Here is an 18159-nt window from a genome sequence, read left to right on the forward strand (position 1 = left end):
CCAACAAAAAGGGTCGCACCGGGGGGGGGGGGGGCCAACCCCCGCCCCTACATCCGCCCTTATCCCAAGTTCTTATGCCGACGCAACAATTCCTGTTTCCCGGCCCGTTAACCCTCGAAAACGGTGGCCAACTGGCCCAGCCGGAAGTGGTTTACCAGACCTGGGGGCAGCTGAATGCTGCCCGCGACAACGTGGTGTGGGTGTGCCACGCCCTGACGGCCAACGCCGACGCGGCCGACTGGTGGCCGGGTCTGGTGGGCCCCGGCCGCTACTTCGACCCGACCGACTGGTTTATCGTGTGCGCCAACGTGCTGGGCTCCTGCTACGGCAGCACCGGCCCGCTCACCCCCGATGCTGGTACCGGACGATCCTCCTTCCAGGAGTTCCCGCTCCTGACCATTCGCGACCTGGTGGCGGCCCACGAAGCGTTGCGCGAGGAGCTGGGACTGGCGCGGGTACACACGCTCATCGGCGGCTCGCTGGGTGGGCAGCAGGCCCTGGAGTGGGCGGTGCAGCGGCCGGAGGTGTTCGAAAACCTAGTGCTACTGGCTTCCAACGCCCGGCACTCGGCTTGGGGCATTGCCTTCAACGAGGCCCAGCGGCTGGCCATTTTCGCCGATGCTACCTACCTGCAGAACACGCCCGCCGGCGGCGCAGCCGGGCTACGGGCGGCCCGCGCCGTGGCCCTGCTCAGCTACCGCAGCTACCAGGCTTATGGCCGCACCCAAACCGAGCCCACCGACGAGCTGCCAACCGATTTCCGGGCCGCCGCCTACCAGCGCTACCAGGGCGATAAGCTCGCAGCCCGCTTCGATGCTTACAGCTACGTGGCCCTCACCCGCACCATGGACAGCCATAACGTGGGCCGCGGCCGGGGCGGCGTGGCAGCGGCCTTGGGCCAAGTGCGGGCCCGCACGCTGGTCATCAGCATTACCTCCGACGGTCTGTTTCCGGTGGCCGAGCAGCAACTGCTGGCCCGCCACATTCCGGGGGCCATGTACGCCGAAATGGACTCCCCCTACGGCCACGACGGCTTCCTGCTGGAAGACGCCCAAATAACCCATTTTCTCGAACGGTTTCACTCCCTGACGTATGTCCACTAGCGCCGCTCTCTTCGCATCTGCCGTCCCTGCCCACCCCTGGCGCATTGGCCTCATCGGCTTTGGCTGCGTGGGCCAGGGCCTATACGATATCCTGCAGCAGCATCCGGCCAGCGGCTTCGAGGTGGCCCGCATCGTGGTGAAGGACCCGACTAAAGCCCGCTCACTGCCGGCGGCGCGGTTCGAGTTCGACGCCGAGGCACTATTGGCCGACGATTCGCTCGACGTGCTGGTGGAGTTGATTGACGATGCCGACGCGGCTTTTCGGCTGGTAGCGGGTGCCCTACGCCGGGGCCGCCGGGTGGTAACGGCCAACAAGGCCATGCTGGCCCGCCACCTACCCGCTTTGGTGGCGTTGCAGCGCGCCCACGGCGGCACCTTATTGTATGAGGCGGCCGTGTGCGGCAGCATTCCGGTCATCCGTACGCTCGATGCCTACTTCAGAACCGAGCCGCTACGACAGCTGACGGGCATTCTCAACGGCTCCTCCAATTACGTGCTCACACGCATGGGCACTGGCGATACAGACTACGGCCCGGCCTTGGTGCTGGCCCAGCAGTTGGGCTTCGCTGAAACCGACCCCAGCCTCGATATGGCCGCTTTCGACCCGCGCTCTAAGGCCGTGCTGCTGGCTGCCCACGCCTACGGCTTGTTTCTGGAGCCCGAGCAGGTGCTCAACCTCGGTATCGAGGGTATCTCGGCCACTGATATTGCTTTCGCGGCCAGTCGGGGCCAGAAAATAAAGGTGGTAGCCGGCCTGCAGCGCCTGCCCGACGGCCGCGTAACGGCCTTGGTAACGCCGCAATTGCTGGGGCCTGAATCACCGCTGTTTGGGGTCGATGAGGAATTCAACGGGGTAGTAATTGAGGCCGATTTTGCGGGCGAGCAGTTTCTGCGAGGTCGCGGGGCCGGCGGGCATCCCACCGGCTCGGCCGTGCTGGCCGATTTGGCCGCCCTGCGCCAAGGGTTCGCCTACGGATATGGCAAAACCACCGCCCCGCCCACCCACGCCACCGACCTGGAAATCGAAATCTACCTCCGCACCGACGAGCCCCGCCTAATCGACGTGCTCGATTTCAGCGAGGTATCGGAAGAGGCTGACGAGGACGGCTACGTGGTTGGCTACGTGGCACTGGCTCACCTCATCACTCACCGCGACCTACTGCGCCAGTACGGCGCCTTCATCGTCCGCACCGGCCAGCTGCGCCCCATTGGTGAAGTAGCTATTTCGGTACTGGAAACTGCCAGCGCAACGGAGTAGAAACGCAACCTAGGGCGCCTCATCGTCGCTGATATGGGCCGATGCATGCCGCTATTCAGTGAAGAGACGCAAAATAGTGCGTCTCTACTCCGGCGGCCCCACTGCCTCAGTTTCCGCAGCTGCAGCCGGCAGCGGCAGATTCTCGGGCGGGGCCGCTCCAATCGAGTCCGCGCTACTATGTACCAACTGTACCCGGCGCGGTGGCAGCGCAGCCGTTGCCACGGCGGTGCGGCGCGGATTGAGGGCGGCGGCCAGCAGCGGGCCGGGCACCCCGGTTCCGAGCAACGGGCGCAGGAAGTCGCGCATCGGCACGAATACCGAATCAATATAAGTAGGCTCGAAAGAGTACGGCACATGGCCGGCTCCGCGCAAAGGGCGCAGCACGTTGGGCACGCCCACTGCCTGGGCACGGCGGCGCAACACTGCGCTGCCCGCCACCACCTGGGCCGGCAGCGGGCCGCCAATCAGGCCCCGCTGGTAGGGCACAATACCGTCGCGAGTGCCGTGGATGCTGAGCAGCGGCACATCGCCGGCCTGCAGCCAGCCAGCCTGGGCCAGCGCCCCGCACAGGTTGATGACGCCGCGCGGGCGGCTGCTGTAGCCGGCGTTTCCGCCGCTGCCTTCGAGGCCACCGAGCGCGGCTAAGTTCAGGTAGGCGGGCACTTCGGTGGCTTTGTCGAGGTAGGCAGTTTGTAGCGCCATGAACGCGCCGGCCGAGGAGCCGCCCACGAAAATGTAGCTTCCATCCACCTTAAAGCGCCGGGCGGTAGCCGCATCGTGGCGGAAGAAGCGCACGGCGGCGCGCATGTCCTGGGTGGCCCGGATGGCGGCCCGGCCAATACCCACACTGTCGAAGGGAAAGAACAACAGCCGGTAGTCGATGCTGGCAGCCGTGTAGCCCAGCCGGGCCAGGCGGGTGCATAGCTCAGTCATCACCACATCGTCGCGGGTGCCGGTGACGAAGGCGCCTTCGTGGGCCAGCAGCACCAGCGGGCGGCGGCGCACGGTGTCGCCACTAGGCTCGTAGAAATCGAGGTACAGCGGCTGGGTCTGGCCCAGCAGGCCGCTGACCTGGGCAAACTCGACGTTGCGCCGCACCTTCACCTGAGCAAACAGCGGCCTGTGGTAGCGGCCTTTGGCGGTGTCGGGCGGGGCCGGCTGGGCGGCGGCTGGGGGCAGCAATCCGGCCAACAGCAACAAAAGCAGCAGGAAGTAACGCACGGGCAGAGGTAAAGCAGTCGGGAAGCCCCGGCCGCTCCAAAGGTCCGACTAGTTTTTGGAACGCCCTGCCCCAGGCTGCTCCGCCCCGCAGCGGCCGCAACGGGCTGTGCGCTATGTTTGCAGCGTACTTTCCTACTCCGCTCATGCCCATCGCGCCCCCCTTCCTGCGTCCTGGCGACCTGGTTGCCATTGTTGGTACGGCCCGCAAGGTTTCGCACGCCGAAATGGCCGCCGCCGTCACCATCCTCACCGGCTGGGGGCTGCGCGTAACGCTGGGCGAATCTATTGCCGCCGCCCACCACCAGTTTGCCGGCCCCGACGAGCTGCGCGCCCGCGACTTCCAGCAGCAGCTCGACAATCCCGAAGTGCGGGCCATCATCTGCGCCCGCGGCGGCTACGGCACCACCCGCATTATCGACGAGCTCGACTTTACGGCCTTTGCCCGCCACCCCAAATGGGTGGCCGGGTTCAGCGACATTACGGCCCTCAACAGCCACCTGCTGCGCCTGGGCTACGAAAGCATCCACGGCGTTATGGCGTTCATATTCGATCAGGCCGGGGGCGAAGAGTCGCTGGAAAGCCTGCGCCGGGCCCTGTTTGGCGAGCCGGTAGCCTACGCTGTGCCACTACACCCGCTAAACCGCCCCGGCATAGCCACCGGCGAACTGACCGGCGGCAACCTGACCCTGCTCCAGCATCTGATTGGCACACCTTCCGACTGCCCCACGGCCGGCCGCATCCTATTTATAGAAGACGTAGCCGAGTACCTGATGAGCGTGGACCGTATGCTGGTGCACCTCGACCGCACCGGCAAGCTACGCGACCTGGCCGGCCTGCTCGTGGGCCATTTCACCGACTCGCAGGACAACGCCATTCCTTTCGGCCAGACCGCCTACGAAATCATCGACACCTACGCCCGGCGCTACAACTTCCCGGTGGCCTACGGCTTTCCGGTAGGCCACGAGCCGCAGAATCTGGCCCTGATTTGCGGACGGGCGGCCCGCCTGGAAGTAGCTGCCGACGGAGCGCGGCTAACGACGCTGTAACGGAAAGCCAGGGCGGGTGCGGGCCGTATCCCCCTAGCGTTGCACATTGACGCTCGATTCCGTGCAACGGCGGGCGGGGGCAACCGAAGGACAGCGCAGCTAAGCCCCGCCCCTACGTTGTTCTTTTGAACAGCGCCGGCAGGCCTTCCTTATCGAACAGAATCCGGCCGATTTTCAGCTGCGACCAGCCGGGTTGCAGGCGGTAGGAAAACACAGGCAGGCCCTCGTGCAGCGCACATTCTATGCAGAAGGTGCGGCGACCGGGCTGGGCAGGCAGCTGGCTTTCGAGTTGCAGCAGATGGGTGGAAATGAGGAAGCACGAGCGCAGGAAGGCGGCCAGTCCGGCCACGGTGGCCTGGGTAATATCGAGGGCGTCGTCTACGTTGGTGCCCCGGAACAGCTCGTCGAACACGGCAAACACGCGGCCCGGCCCCCGCGCGGCTTCCAGCACGGCTTTCAGGTTGCGAATTTCGGCCAGAAAATGGCTGTAGCCGCCGCTGAGGCTGTCGGTGAGGTTGATGGCCACCACAATAGACGAGTAGAACGGCAGCCGGGCCGCGGCGGCCGGCACGCCCAGGCCCGCGTGGGCCAGGTACACGCACAGCCCCAGCGCCTTAAGCAGCGTAGACTTGCCTGACATATTCGGTCCCGTCAGCAGCAGCACGTTGTCGTCGGAGCCCAGGGCCAGCGTGTTCTTCACCGGCTCGGTCAGTAACGGGTGGTAGAAATCGGCCAAATGCAGGCCCGCCGACTGAAATTCGGGAAAGGCAAACTCGTGCTGACGCAGGCCCTTGGCCACCGACCAGCAGGCTTCCAGCCAGAAAAAAGCGGTCCAGAACGCGGCCAGCTCCTGCTCGTCTACGGCGTGCAGCTGCCGGGCAAAGTCCACCATCCGGCCCGCCGAAAACTGGTCTTCGGCAATGGCTTCGGCCGCTGAGTTCAGGCTCAAACGCTCCAGAAACCGAGCAATAGTGCTGAGGCGGGCGCGGGCGAAAGGCGGGAAGCCGGCGGGGTCGAGGCGGCGGAAATAGCGCTGCTCCAGCCGCTGCAGAAACGTAATGGCCTGCACGTAGCGGGCCCGGGTGCGGTAGCGCGTTTCTTCCGATACCAGCAGCCGCGCCGCCAGCCGCAGCCGGTTGGTTTCTAGCGCCAGCTGCCCGCTCACCACCTCGTGCATGAACCGCTGCACCTCGGACAACTGAATACGCGAATAGTTGAACTCGCCCATAACGCCCCACTGCGCCAGTAGCGCCCGGAACACGGCCTGCTTCTCCAGTACCAGTTCCGGGCTGGCCGGCAACTCGCGCAACAGTCCGCGCACGGCCATTTCCGCTTCGTGGCAGTGCGTGAAGTTGAACAGCGGCAGGATGTCGGCGTCGAGCCGCAGGTCGTCAACGAGGAGCATCTTCGGGTTGTTGGCTGATTTTGAGCTATCCGCCTTTGTAATGCATCGTGAATTTAGGCCAGTGGCTAGACGTTGGAGCAGCTATAACGCGAAGAAGCCCCGGTAGCTTGTGCTACAGGAGCTTCTTTGCGTTATAGCTGTCTTCTGCTAAAAGATTCGTTACTACCTGCGCTGCCGACGCAGGAAAGTCAGCACGGTTTCGTTGAACAGTGGGCCGTTTTCTTGAGGCGCGTAGTGCTTTAGGCCGGGCAGAATAACGACTTCGCCGTTGGGAATGCTCTGGGCGATGAGCCGGGTATGGGCCTCCCGGATAATATCCTTCTCGCCGGCCAGCACCAGCACCGGCGCCGTAATGGCCCGCAGCTGCGCAGGCTGCATCTGCGGATATTTCAGCAGCATGGTGCTCAACCGGCGGCCCTTACGGAAGTTCTTGTTGAAGGGACTAAGCGCCGTAAACAGCAACTTCCCCTGCCGAACTTCCTTCAACATTTTGGGCTCAACGGAGGTGGTATCAGCGTACAGGTTGGCTCCCATCGTAACGAGGCTGCGCACCTGGGCCGGGTAGCGCAAGGCCATGCTCAGGCCAGTGTTGCCGCCGTCGCTCCAGCCCACTACGTGCGCGGCCGGTATTCCAAGCTTTTCTAATAGCGCGTGCATGTCGTCGGCAAACAGGTCGTAGCTCAGCCGCCCGCTTGTGGCATCCGACTGACCCTGGTCGCGGGTGTCGACGGCAATTACCCGATACTCCTGAGCCAGCGCCCCAATCTGCTGCCGAAAGCGGCTGATAGACTCGCCGTTGCCGTGTAGCAGCAATAGCGGCTCACCCTGGCCGTAGGTTTCGTAGTAAACCCGGGTACCGTTTACAGTGGCAAACTGCCCAGCCGCCGGGTTGCGGCCGTAGTTCACAATGTTGAGCCCCCGCAGGCTGAAATAGCGGTTGCCAATGCTGTCGTTGGCTATCTGGCGGACGAAACTCGGGGTGGTGTAAAACGCCCCCCAACCCGCCGGCACACCGGTTACCGAGGCCGGGGCATCATCTTCGAAATCGGGGTTGCGCAGGGCCACGGTTTCCCAGTGTCCTTTTCGGCGCTCCACTTCCAGCTTGAAATTATCGAACCCGAACGGCCCATCCAAGTAGCCCAGACCGGCTATATTCAACGTGTCGGCCTTCTTGGGCAGCTTTCCTGCGAGTGTGTAAGTATGCCATTGCTTGGTTACGGCCTTCTTTGTTAAAGATTTAGCAGCAATGAAATTTCGCTTTGCATCCAATACCGAAACTAAAATCCACGCATCGGCTTTGCCGGCCTGGGCAGTATCCACGCTGATGCGCGCCGTGAGCCGGTAGGGCAGCCCGGCGTAGGGCTTGGCATCCACTTTTTGGGCAATACCATCTACTACCGTCAGTTGGGGGGTCTTTTGGCTCCAGACCGGCGCTATGAGTGTCAGATAAAACAGGCTGGTTGCGAGTAGCGCACGTTGCATAATTGGGGCGAAATAGAGAGATAATGGAAAAGCTCCGGCAACTTACGTCACCGGAGCTTCTGCTCATACCCGCAACAAAAGTATTGCCTTCTATTCGCCATAAATCACCGTTAGCACCGTCTGGCCCACGGCCTTCAGGGTGCGCCGGTCGATGACGCTCATGTTGTCTTTGGTAGTGTGGTGATAGGGCCGGAACTCGCCGCTGGGCAGGAAATCGATGACATCAATGGTACGCACGCCGGCTTGGTTGGTGTACAAGTGGTCGTCGCTGACCTGTGGTACATCGGCATACAGGAAGAAGTCGGAAAAGCCCAGCTGCGAGCCCGTGTTCCAGACCTTTTCCACCACATCGGGGGCTTTCTGGCGCGAGAGTTCCTCGCGGCCGAATTTGGCTCCCTGAGCGCCTACCATATCGAGCAGAATACCGAAGTTGGGCTTGTAATTGGCTGGTACCACGTTTTTGGCCCAGTACTGCGAGCCGAGGCACCAGGTATCCTGGCCTTCGAGCAGGTTCTTTTTGTCGGACTGCGTTACGCCGTCATAGCCATAATCTTCCGAGTCGAAGAGGATAAAATCGACCCCTACGCCGGGAGCTAGGCTGTCGGGCTGGGCAGTCAGCACGCGAGCCAGCTCCAGGGCCACAGCCACGCCGCTGGCGCCATCGGAGGCGCCGTCGAGCGGGGCGTTTTTGTTCTCGGTATCCTTATCGGCGAAGGGGCGGGTGTCCCAGTGAGAAAAGACGGCTACCCGCCGCGGCGCGCTGGGGTTGAATCGGGCGATGATGTTGCGCGACTTGAGGATGTTGCCATCAAAGGCCTTAGCCTCGAAAGGCTGCTCCTGCACTGTCAGGCCATATTTTTTAAACTGCCCGATAATCCAGTCGCCGGTTTTTACATGGGCCGCCGTATTGGGCACCCGCGGCCCAAAGGAAACCTGCTTCGCAGTGTAAGCAAAGGCCGAGTCGGCGCTGAAGGCGGGCGTTTTGGGCAGGGCGGCTTCGGCAGCGGCGGTAGTATCGGTGGCGTCTTTCTGGCTGGGGCAGCCAGTGAGCAGCAGCAAGCCCGCCAGTACGGCCGGAATAAGTCGGAGAGAGGTTTTCATGGAGCAGATAAAATACAGTGAGTAGCGGGCTGCACGCGTGTAACGCGAAGCTCCAGCTTCGCAGTTTGTTGAACGGTGGGGTCTGGCAGGCGGCAACGATACGCGAAGCTGGAGCTTCGCAGTACACGCTTGCAGTTCCCAACCAACCTACTCCTCACTATACGCCCAATCGACGCCGGTTTTAGAGTCTTTTACCACGATGCCCTGCTGCTTGAGCGCGGCCCGGATTTCGTCCACTTTGCCGTAGTCTTTGGCGGCTTTTGCTTCCTGGTAGAAGTGCAGCGTAAGGCCCAGCAGGTCCTCGGCGCGGGCGCGGGGCTCGTCGCGCAGGCCCAGCACACCCTGCACCAGCGTGCGGTAGGTGGCGGTAGCCTCGTCCAGGGCCGCGGGACTCACCAAGGCCAGCGTTTCGGGTTTAGCCACGTAGCCGTTCAGCTTACGCAGCAGGTTGAACAGGCTGGCAATGGTGCGGGCCGTGTTCAGGTCGTCGTTGAGGCCCACGAAGCAGTCGTCGGTCAGCTTGCGCAGTTCAGCATCGGCGGCGCTTGTATCGGCGGCAGTTTCGGTGCCTTCGGGCAACTGCAGCCTGTCGAGCAGGCGCAGGCCGTTCATTACTTTGCGGTAGCCCTTGCCAGCGGCCTGCAGGCCTTCGTCGGTAATATCGACGGGGCTGCGATAATGGGCCTGAAGCAGGAAAAAGCGGGCTGTCATGGGCGAGTAGGCTTGGGTCAGCACTTCATTCTCGCCGCTGAAAAGCTGGCTAATGGTGATGAAGTTACCCAGCGCCTTACTCATCTTCTGGCCGTTGATGGTAATCATGTTGTTGTGCATCCATACCCGGGCCTCGTTGGTCGGATGCTCGCAGGCCTGGCTCTGGGCAATTTCGCACTCGTGGTGCGGAAACATCAAGTCCAGCCCGCCGCCATGAATATCAAACTCGGCGCCCAAGTACTTACGGCTCATGGCCGAGCACTCGAGGTGCCAGCCGGGAAAACCGTCGCTCCAGGGCGAGGGCCAGCGCATGAGGTGGCGCTCGTCGGCCCGCTTCCAGAGGGCGAAATCCAGGGGGCTGCGCTTCTCGTCCTGGCCCGTCAGGTTGTCGCGCGAGCCGGCCAGTAGCTCCTCCACCACCCGGTTTGAGAGCTTGCCATACTCGTTGCCGGCGGCATTGTAGGCCGGCACATCGAAGTACACCGAGCCGTTGGATTCGTAGCCGAAACCATTGGCCATAATCTGCTGCACCATCTCAATCTGCTCGATGATGTGGCCGCTGGCGCGGGGCGTAATATCGGGCGGCAGACAGCCCAGGGCCACCATGTGGTCTTGGTAGAGGTTAGTGTAGCCCTCGGCCACTTCCATAGGCTCCACCTGCCGGGCGCGGGCAATCCGGCCGATTTTGTCCTCGCCCTCGTCGGCGTCGTCTACCAGGTGGCCCACATCGGTGATGTTGCGCACGTAGCGCACCTTGTACTCCAGGTGGCGCAGGTAGCGCGTGAGCACATCGAACACCACCGGGCCGCGGGCGTTGCCCACATGGGCCTCGCTGTACACCGTTGGTCCGCAGAGGTACACGCCCACGAATGGCGCGTTCAGGGGTTCAAACGGGGCTTTCTGGCGGGTAAGGGTATTGTAGAGCGAGAGAGGCTGAGACATATTTTGAGCTACTAGCTATTAGCTTTCAGCTGATAGCTTTCGTTTTGACTAACAGACAATTCCGCACAATGAAAAGCGGTGCCTGTGCGTGAGTGGGTGCGATGCAAAAGTAACGGCAGTTTCGCAGAGTGCGGAAGAAAAAGGAAAACGCGGACCAACAGGCCCGAATTATGGTGAACAAAGTCTAAAGCGCTACTCAAACGGCACAAAATATCAATTCGCCAGTCTATAAAGTTCAATAGGCAGTTTATAAAGAGCGGCACCTAGTATAAAAACGAATCCTCTCTGACGTACAGGAAGCTGCTTTTGCTCGGTCGTCGCTACTGCTTCGGCTTGAGTTGGTAAGTGGCCGTGGTGGGGAAATGGTCGGAGTAGGGGATTTCATAATTCACCCAGAAGTCGCGCACCTGCCAACGGGGACCGGCAAACTGGTTGTCGATGCGCAGGAAGGGGATGCGGCCATTGTAAGTGCTGCCCACACCGTTGCCCACGCTGGTCCAGGCATTCTGAAAATCATCGGCCAGCTGATCGTAGCTGTAGCTGTAGGGCACGTCGTTGAGGTCGGCGCAGAGCAGTATCGGGTAGGGACACTTGGCGAAGCGAGCCACCAACGTGTCAATCTGCGCGTGCCGCAGCACGGCCCCACGCTTGAAGCGCCGTAGCAGCCCAAGGCCCTTCTTTTTCAGTCCGGTCTTGCTGGAGTAGCTGTCTACGATGTCCTTTTCGTCCATGCTCATGCTTTGCAAATGAAAGCTGTACACCCGAATCGTGTCGCGGCTGGGCAGGCGTATATCGGCCCACATGCCGTGGTTCTGCGTCAGCTTGCCGAACTGAATGGTGCCTTTGTTGACGATGGGATGGCGCGAGAAGATGGCCATGCCGAACTCGGCTCCGGCGCTGTTGGTCAACGTTTTCGACAGAAACGACTCGCGGCCGGCTCCCTTGCCCAGCTTCTCCACGGTCCGAAACACGTTGCCGTCGCCTGATTTAGTACCAGTGGGCTCATTATAGAACTCCTGCAAACACAATACATCAGCTTTGCTTTCGGCCAGCCAGCGTACCATCTCTTTGGAGGACTGCAGCCCGTTGTTGCGCAGCTGCGGATATACGTTGAAGATGCGCACGTTGGCCGACAGCACCTGCACTACCGGCCCGGCCGTAGCCGGCTCGGCAGCGGTGGTCAGGCGCAGCGGGTGCAGGGCCAGTCCACGCTGGAAGTGGGGCCACGTGAGCACCGCCAGTGCCAGCGGCAGCAGCGCCACCGGCCAGCGCCGCAGCAACCAGTAGCCGGCCGCCAACAGATTCAGGCCTAAGGCCACGGGCAGCGTGAGGGCCCCGAAAATAGCCGGCCAGAAAGTGTATGCGGGTATCTGCTCGCAGGCAATGCCCAGCAGCACCCATCCCATAACCAGCAAAGTGCACTTGAAAGCAAACGAACGACGCACGGGCAACTCTTAATCTACCAACCGGAAGCGGATGAGTAAAGGTAGCGCTTCCGCACCGGCCCTGCATTGCCAGCCTCAGCTGGCTACCCGGCAATCCGGGTTTTGCGCGGCCAGTTATGTATCTTTCCCGGGCATTCTATCCTTCTTTATATGAGTAGACTACTACCGCTCTGGCTGTGCTTGCTATTGCCTTTATCGTTGACTGCCGCCCCGCGCCCCACAGCCGCCCCGGGTCCTGAGAAAACGCTGGAATTTGTGGAGAATAAGGGGCAGTGGCCCAAAGCGGTGCGCTACCAGGCCGAGCTGCCCGGCGGGCGACTTTACCTCACGCCCACCGGCTTCACGTACTCGTTTTTGAGCGCGGCCACCTTCGCCCAGATAAACCATCGTCACGGCGACGACAACGCGCTGCCCCGTTCGGCGGCCCCGGCGCCCACTCAGGCGCAGGGCCATGCTTATACGGTGTCGTTTGAGGGCGGAAATACCCGGGCTACGCTGCTGCCTGAGCAGGTTACCAGCGGTACGCGCAACTACTTTCTGGGCAGCAACCCGCGTGAGTGGGCCAGCGGCGTGGCCGGCTACCGGCAGGTGCGCTACCAGGCCGTGTATCCCGGCATCGATGTGCGGGTGTATGAAAACGCCGGCCAAAACCTCGAATACGACTTCGAAGTGGCCCCCGGCGCGAAGCCCGACAATATCCGCCTGCGCTATGCCGGCCCCGACGCCGTGCGCCTCTCGGCCGAAGGCCAGTTGCTGATTGAAACCAGCGTGGGCACCGTAGTCGAGCAGGCCCCGCTGGCCTGGCAGACCACAGCAGCCGGCCGGCGGATGCCGGTGAGCTGCCGCTTCGAGCTGCAGGGCAGCACCGTACGCTTCCGCTTGGGTGCCTACGATGCTAAGCTGCCGCTGATTATCGACCCAACCGTGCTGTTCTCGTCGTTTACCGGTTCGCTGGCCGACAACTGGGGCTTCACGGCCACCCACGATGCGCAGGGCAATATGTACTCGGGCGGGGTAGCGTTTGGGCCGGGCTACCCAACTTCACCGGGCGCGTTCCAGACCAGCTTTGCCGGGATGGCCGATGTAGCCATCATCAAGTACAAGGTAACCGCCAGTGGCCCGGCGGCCCGCCTATATGCCACCTACCTCGGCGGTAGCCGCACCGATGCGCCCCACAGCCTGGTAGTAAACGGCTTGGGCGAGCTGGTACTGCTGGGCAGCACCAGCTCGGGCAACTTCCCGGTTGGTGCCGCAGCAGCACAGCGCACCTTCCGGGGCGGGCAACCGGTAAACCCGTTTGGTGGCGCAATACTCGACCCAATGGGCTACCCCGAGGGCTCCGACCTTTTTGTAACTACCCTCAGCGCCGATGGCAGCAAGCTGGTAGCCGCCACCTACCTGGGCGGCACGGCCAACGACGGCCTCAACCTGAGCCTGGCCAACAATTACGGCGACCAGTTTCGGGGCGACGTGCTGACTGACGGTGCAAACAACGTGTACATCGCCTCCACCACCAACAGCCCCGACTTTCCGGTGGCCGGAGCCCTGCAAAGAAACCTGCGTGGTGCCACCGACGCAGTAGTCTGCCAGTTGCCCCGCCTGCTCGACCGCCTGAACTGGAGCACCTACCTGGGCGGCACCGGCACCGACGCGGCTTTCTCGCTTCAGCTTTCGACCGAGCGCACGCTCTACGTGGGCGGCGCTACCACCGGAACGGGCTTCCCGACGGTGGCCGGCAGCCTGCACCCGCAGTCGGCGGGCGGGCGCGAGGGATTTGTGGTGGGCCTGGTGGCCGATGCCGGCACCCCGCGCTACGGCACCTACCTGGGCACCTCGGCCGACGATCTGGCCTTTTTTGTGCAGCTCGACAACAGCGGAGACGTGTACGTACTGGGCCAGACCAACTCGAATGCCTACCCCAAAACGGCCGGCCTTTATGGGACGCCCGGCGCCCGGCAGTTCATTCATAAGCTTGACGCCACGCTCAGCACCACCATGTTCAGCACCACGTTCGGCTCGGGCCAGTCGCAGCACGAGTTTTCGCCCACGGCCTTTTTGGTTGACGATTGCGAGCGGGTGTACGTGAGCGGCTGGGGCGGCGCTACCAACCGGGGCTACAGCACGGGCACCACCCGCAACCTACCCATTACGCCCGACGCCGTACAGAAAACCACCGACGGCAACGACTTTTACGTGGCCGAGTTTGCGGCCGGCCTAACCGGACTCGAGTACGCCACGTTTTATGGCGAACAGGGCGGTCGGGGCGAACACGTGGACGGTGGAACCTCCCGCTTCAGCAAGAAAGGCGTGGTGTATCAGGCCGTATGCGGCGGTTGCGGCGGTACCCAAGGATTCCCACGGCCTCCGGGCGCCAGCTTTTACAACACCCGCAATGGCAGCACCAACTGCAACAACGCCGCCTTTGCTATCAACTTCGACATCATCACCGCCGACCCCGGTGCCACCCGCTACGCCTGCGCCACCGATGGCCCGGTGCTACTGGGCGGGCAGCCGGCGGGCGGCACCTGGAGCGGCCCTGGCGTAGTGCGCCGCCCCGATGGGCGCTACGAGTTCCGGCCCACGCCCGAGCTGGTGGGCCGCAATGTGCTTCAGTACACGGTAAAGGCCACCGGCGTGTGCGTGAGCACCCGCCCCATGGCCCTGATTGTGGCCAAAACCCAGCCAGTAGCCATCACTCCACAGGCCTCTCTGTGCGCCAACGCCAGCCCGATAACGCTGCAGGCCACGCCCACCGGCGGCACCTGGAGCGGCCCGCGGGGCCTGAGCGGCAACACCTTCGATCCGCGCCTGTCGGGGCCGGGTACGTTCACGCTCACCTACTCGATAAGCGACACGCTGGCCTGCGGCACGGCCAGTACCACCATTACCATAAACGCCCCGCCCACCCCCCAGGCCGGCCCCAACCTGACGCTGTGCGCCTACGAAACCGCGCCCATCCAGCTGACCGGGGCCACGCCCGCCGGCGGCACCTGGAGCGGCACCGGCGTAACGCCGGCCGGCCTGTTCACCCCGCCCGATACCCGCTTACTGGGCGGCATTTTCACGCTTACTTACACAGTGAGCGAGAACGGCTGCGCGGTTACAGCTACCCGGCAGGTGCTGCTGGCGCCTTCGCCCACCTCCAATGCGCCGTTGCAGGTGCCGGTGTGCGAACGGTTTCCGGAGTTCACCGGCCTGGCCCCGCTCACGCTCACTATGAAGCCGGTACTCACGGGTGGCACCTACGAGTGGGATTTTGGCGACGGCAGCCCCCGCTCGACCGAAGAAAACCCCGTGCACATATTCACGCAGCCGGGCCGGTACAACGTCCGTCTGGTGGCCCGCTACGCCAATTGCGTGGTCGAAACCAGCTTCGCGCCGGTCATTGTCAACCGCACCTTCGTACCCAACATCATCACCCCCAACCGCGACCAGCAGAATCAGGCCTTTATCCCGTATTTCAGCTGCCAGACCACCCAGCTGAGCCTTTACAACCGCTGGGGCAGCAAGGTGTACGAAACCGCCGACTACCGCAACGACTGGCAGGCCACGGGGCTGGCCGACGGCTTGTATTACTACCAGCTGAAAGACGCCGACGGCCGCACCGCCAAAGGCTGGCTGACAGTAGTGCGGTAAGTATGGAGTAGTGAGTATAGAAAGGTGAGAAATCGGACAGACACTCAGCGTGGCCCCTGTCTCCCCTCTCCGTACTCACTACTCCATACTCACTTGATTACGGCATTTTCTTGTTGTACCTTTGCCCCACAAGTTGACGCAAGACCAGAGGGGACGTATCGTCCCCTCTTTCTTTTTCCTGCCCTTACCAAGGCCCGCTGCCTATGACCCTCGACCGTAACCTGCTACTGGAAATGCTGCGCGACAGTCTGCCCCTCGAAGGCACCTTGTTCGCGGTAGATTTGACCGTTTCGGATTCCGTGCGGCCCAAAGTAACCGTTACGCTCGACGGCGAGCAGGGCCTGGGCATTGATGAGTGCGCGCAGGTGAGCCGCCGGCTGGCCCGCCGCATCGAGGAACACTACGGCGACGAGTTGAGCTATACGCTCGAAGTAACCTCACCCGGTGCCGACCAGCCCCTGCGCGACCCGCGCCAGTACGTGCGCCACGTGGGCCGTACCCTGCACTTGAAACTGCAGGACGGCACCGAGAAAACCGGCAAGTTTGAATCGCTGCTGCCCGAGGGCGCGGGCATCGAACTGGCCGAAATCCTTAAAGAAAAGCATAAGGAGAAAATCCTGCCCGCCATCACCGTACCCTTCCAGGATATTACGGAGGCTGTGGTAGTTATCTCTTTTAAATAAGCGGCAAGCTGTAAGCTACCAGCCGTAAGCCTTTTATTTATTCATTTTCAAGCCTGCCGAGCAGCTTACCGCTTGAAGCTTGAAACCTGAAGCTCAAAAGATATGAACAGCAGCGTCCTGATTGAATCGTTTGCCGAATTCGCCCGCTCGAAGAATATCGACCGGCCCACCATGATGAGCATCCTGGAGGAAGTGTTTCGCACGATGATTCGCAAAAAGTACGACGACGACTCCAACTTCGACGTCATCCTCAACGTGGACCAGGGCGACCTGGAAATCTGGCGCAACCGCGAAATCGTGGACGACAACTCGGAGGATATCTGGGATTTCGACAAGATTCCGCTGGCTGAAGCCCAGAAGATTGAGCCCGACTTTGAGGTGGGCGAGGAAGTAGCCGAGGAAGTGAAGCTCGAAGACTTTGGTCGTCGTGCCGTGCTCATGGCCCGCCAGACGCTGATTCAGCGCGTGAAAGACTTGGAGCGCGACAACCTCTACCAGGCCTATAAGGACCAGGTGGGCGAAATCGTGGTGGGTGAAGTGTACCAGGTGTGGGGCCGCGAGGCGCTCATTCTGGACAAGGACGACAACGAACTAAGCCTGCCCAAGGGCGAGCAGATTCCGAAGGACCGCTACCGCAAGGGCGACAACATCCGCGCCGTGGTACACCGCGTGGATGTGCTCAACGGCACGCCCAAAATCATCCTGTCGCGCGCCGCGCCGGCTTTCCTGGAGCGCCTAATGGAGCAGGAAGTACCCGAGATTTTCGATGGCCTCATCACCATCAAAAACATCGTGCGCGAGCCCGGTGAGCGAGCCAAAGTGGCCGTAGAAAGCTACGACGAGCGTATCGACCCGGTGGGCGCCTGCGTGGGCATGAAAGGTTCGCGGATTCATGCTGTGGTGCGGGAACTCGAGAACGAGAATATCGATATCATCAACTACACCGACAACCTGGAGCTCTACATCGCCCGGGCACTGTCGCCGGCCAAGCTTACGTCGATGAAAATCAACGAGCAGACCGGCCGCGTATCGGTGTTTCTGCGGCCCGACCAGGTAAGCTTGGCCATTGGCCGCGGCGGTGCCAACATCAAGCTGGCCTCGCGGCTGGTGGGCATGGAAATCGACGTGTTCCGCGATGCCGGCGACTTTGAGGAGGACATCGCCCTCGACGAGTTCAGCGACGAAGTGGAAGCCTGGATTATCGATGAGCTGAAGAAAATCGGCCTCGATACCGGCCGCGCCGTATTGGCCGTAAACAAAGAGGACATTGTGCGCCGCACCGAGCTGGAAGAGGAAACCGTGGAGGAGTTGTTCCGCGTTATCCGCAACGAATTCGATGATGAAGCAGAAGCGACTCCTAAGCCCCGCTTTGCCGACGACGAGGAGGCCAGCGACGATGAAACCGTAGCAGCCGATAACGCTATCGATGATGTTAGCAACACCGATGCAGTAGCCAACATCGTCAGCAACGACGACGCGGCAACCGATGAGGCTCCGGCCATTGAAGCTTCTGCTGAACCAACGGCCGAAGCAGCCGAAATGAATGAGGCGCCCGCCGAAGCCACCGCAGAGCAGCCGGCAACGGCTGCCGACCCGGATTCGGAGCCGCTTAAAAAAGATGATTCACCAAATTCCGGCGCCGCGCAATGAGTGCGCGGCGGCCGGTACGGCAAGGACGCTGAAATCGGGCCGGGTGGCTTGATTTCAGCGTCGCCCGGCAAGATTTAATGTAGTACCTTTGCAACTGAATAAGAGCATCGTTCGCGAGCACAGAATGGCGGAAGCATCAACTAAACGGCTAAATCAGGCAGCCAAAGACCTGAACGTTGGCATCTCCACAATTGTGGATTATCTGACGGAAAAAGGGCATTCCATCGAAAACAAACCAACGACCAAGCTAACGGCCGAGCAGGTAACCCAGCTCAATAAGGCCTTTGCTTCGTCGGTGCAGGATAAGAAGGAAGCCGAGAAAGTCAGCCAGGCCAAGCGCCAGAGCGAGCAGGAAGCCGCTGCGGCTCAGTCGCGTGCGTCTGAAGCTGCCCGGCCAACGCCGCCGCCTGCCCCGGCTCCCGAGCCGAAGCCCGAGCCGGCTCCCGTTACGCCTGCTCCTGCCGCCGCCGTGCCGA

Annotated in this window: 12 protein-coding genes and 1 pseudogene; 7 read left to right on the forward strand and 6 right to left on the reverse strand. The window is 62.1% G+C overall.

The window, feature by feature from the left end:
• The first annotated feature begins 74 nt into the window (after positions 1–74).
• A complete protein-coding gene (gene metX / locus HW556_RS15790; protein ID WP_176901083.1) occupies positions 75–1103 on the forward strand; it encodes a homoserine O-acetyltransferase MetX in 1029 nt (342 codons plus the stop codon).
• Positions 1093–2361, forward strand: a complete 1269-nt coding sequence (locus HW556_RS15795) for a homoserine dehydrogenase (protein WP_176901084.1) — start codon at positions 1093–1095, stop codon at positions 2359–2361. Before metX ends, HW556_RS15795 begins: the two co-directional genes overlap by 11 nt.
• 84 nt (positions 2362–2445) lie before the next feature.
• On the opposite strand, the gene HW556_RS15800 is transcribed toward HW556_RS15795, so the two are convergent.
• On the reverse strand, positions 2446–3582 hold the full coding sequence (locus HW556_RS15800; protein ID WP_176901085.1) for an alpha/beta hydrolase: 1137 nt from the start codon (positions 3580–3582) through the stop codon (positions 2446–2448).
• Between the two features lie 143 nt (positions 3583–3725).
• Here HW556_RS15800 and HW556_RS15805 point away from each other — a divergent pair, with 143 nt between their 5' ends.
• Positions 3726–4628 carry a S66 peptidase family protein gene (locus tag HW556_RS15805; protein ID WP_176901086.1) on the forward strand — a complete coding sequence of 301 codons (903 nt, stop codon included), beginning with the start codon at positions 3726–3728 and terminating at the stop codon, positions 4626–4628.
• 112 nt (positions 4629–4740) lie between these two features.
• Here HW556_RS15805 and HW556_RS15810 read toward each other — a convergent pair whose 3' ends face one another.
• The 5 genes from HW556_RS15810 to HW556_RS15830 form a co-directional block, all read right to left on the reverse strand.
• Complete coding sequence (locus tag HW556_RS15810) at positions 4741–6033, reverse strand: MutS-related protein (RefSeq protein WP_176901087.1); 1293 nt, start codon at positions 6031–6033, stop codon at positions 4741–4743.
• A gap of 162 nt (positions 6034–6195) precedes the next feature.
• Positions 6196–7515, reverse strand: coding sequence for an alpha/beta fold hydrolase (locus HW556_RS15815; RefSeq protein WP_176901088.1), 1320 nt, complete (start codon positions 7513–7515; stop codon positions 6196–6198).
• A gap of 90 nt (positions 7516–7605) precedes the next feature.
• The gene (locus HW556_RS15820; protein ID WP_176901089.1) at positions 7606–8616 is read right to left on the reverse strand and encodes a M28 family peptidase; all 1011 of its coding nucleotides are present in this window, start codon (positions 8614–8616) and stop codon (positions 7606–7608) included.
• Between the two features lie 147 nt (positions 8617–8763).
• Positions 8764–10269 carry a cysteine--tRNA ligase gene (cysS, locus tag HW556_RS15825; RefSeq protein WP_176901090.1) on the reverse strand — a complete coding sequence of 502 codons (1506 nt, stop codon included), beginning with the start codon at positions 10267–10269 and terminating at the stop codon, positions 8764–8766.
• A gap of 320 nt (positions 10270–10589) precedes the next feature.
• A complete protein-coding gene (locus tag HW556_RS15830; RefSeq protein ID WP_246289685.1) occupies positions 10590–11675 on the reverse strand; it encodes an endonuclease/exonuclease/phosphatase family protein in 1086 nt (361 codons plus the stop codon).
• 189 nt (positions 11676–11864) lie between these two features.
• Between HW556_RS15830 and HW556_RS15835 the strand changes: the two genes are divergently transcribed.
• The 4 genes and pseudogenes from HW556_RS15835 to HW556_RS15850 all read left to right on the forward strand — a co-directional run.
• Entirely contained in the window at positions 11865–15350 is a 3486-nt protein-coding gene (locus HW556_RS15835) for a DUF7948 domain-containing protein (protein ID WP_176901092.1), read from the forward strand.
• A 203-nt stretch (positions 15351–15553) separates the two neighbouring features.
• Positions 15554–16033: a ribosome maturation factor RimP gene (locus HW556_RS15840; protein ID WP_176901093.1), complete on the forward strand. Its 480-nt coding sequence runs from the start codon at positions 15554–15556 to the stop codon at positions 16031–16033.
• A gap of 102 nt (positions 16034–16135) precedes the next feature.
• Positions 16136–17371, forward strand: a pseudogene (nusA, locus tag HW556_RS15845) (transcription termination factor NusA); the annotation flags it as partial.
• Between the two features lie 505 nt (positions 17372–17876).
• Positions 17877–18159, forward strand: a 283-nt coding sequence (locus HW556_RS15850) for a hypothetical protein (RefSeq protein ID WP_176901095.1), incomplete at its 3' end; no start/stop codon positions are given.

Source organism: Hymenobacter terrestris (assembly GCF_013377905.1).
GTDB lineage: Bacteria > Bacteroidota > Bacteroidia > Cytophagales > Hymenobacteraceae > Hymenobacter > Hymenobacter terrestris.

What these genes read in the sequence shown, in the direction of transcription:
- HW556_RS15835 (WP_176901092.1), top strand. Translation starts at nt 11,865, where the DNA reads ATGAGTAGACTACTACCGCTCTGGCTGTGCTTGCTATTGCCTTTATCG.
- cysS (WP_176901090.1), bottom strand. Translation starts at nt 10,269, where the DNA reads ATGTCTCAGCCTCTCTCGCTCTACAATACCCTTACCCGCCAGAAAGCC.
- HW556_RS15805 (WP_176901086.1), top strand. Translation starts at nt 3,726, where the DNA reads ATGCCCATCGCGCCCCCCTTCCTGCGTCCTGGCGACCTGGTTGCCATT.
- HW556_RS15830 (WP_246289685.1), bottom strand. Translation starts at nt 11,675, where the DNA reads ATGGGATGGGTGCTGCTGGGCATTGCCTGCGAGCAGATACCCGCATAC.
- HW556_RS15795 (WP_176901084.1), top strand. Translation starts at nt 1,093, where the DNA reads ATGTCCACTAGCGCCGCTCTCTTCGCATCTGCCGTCCCTGCCCACCCC.
- metX (WP_176901083.1), top strand. Translation starts at nt 75, where the DNA reads ATGCCGACGCAACAATTCCTGTTTCCCGGCCCGTTAACCCTCGAAAAC.
- HW556_RS15820 (WP_176901089.1), bottom strand. Translation starts at nt 8,616, where the DNA reads ATGAAAACCTCTCTCCGACTTATTCCGGCCGTACTGGCGGGCTTGCTG.
- HW556_RS15815 (WP_176901088.1), bottom strand. Translation starts at nt 7,515, where the DNA reads ATGCAACGTGCGCTACTCGCAACCAGCCTGTTTTATCTGACACTCATA.
- HW556_RS15810 (WP_176901087.1), bottom strand. Translation starts at nt 6,033, where the DNA reads ATGCTCCTCGTTGACGACCTGCGGCTCGACGCCGACATCCTGCCGCTG.
- HW556_RS15840 (WP_176901093.1), top strand. Translation starts at nt 15,554, where the DNA reads ATGACCCTCGACCGTAACCTGCTACTGGAAATGCTGCGCGACAGTCTG.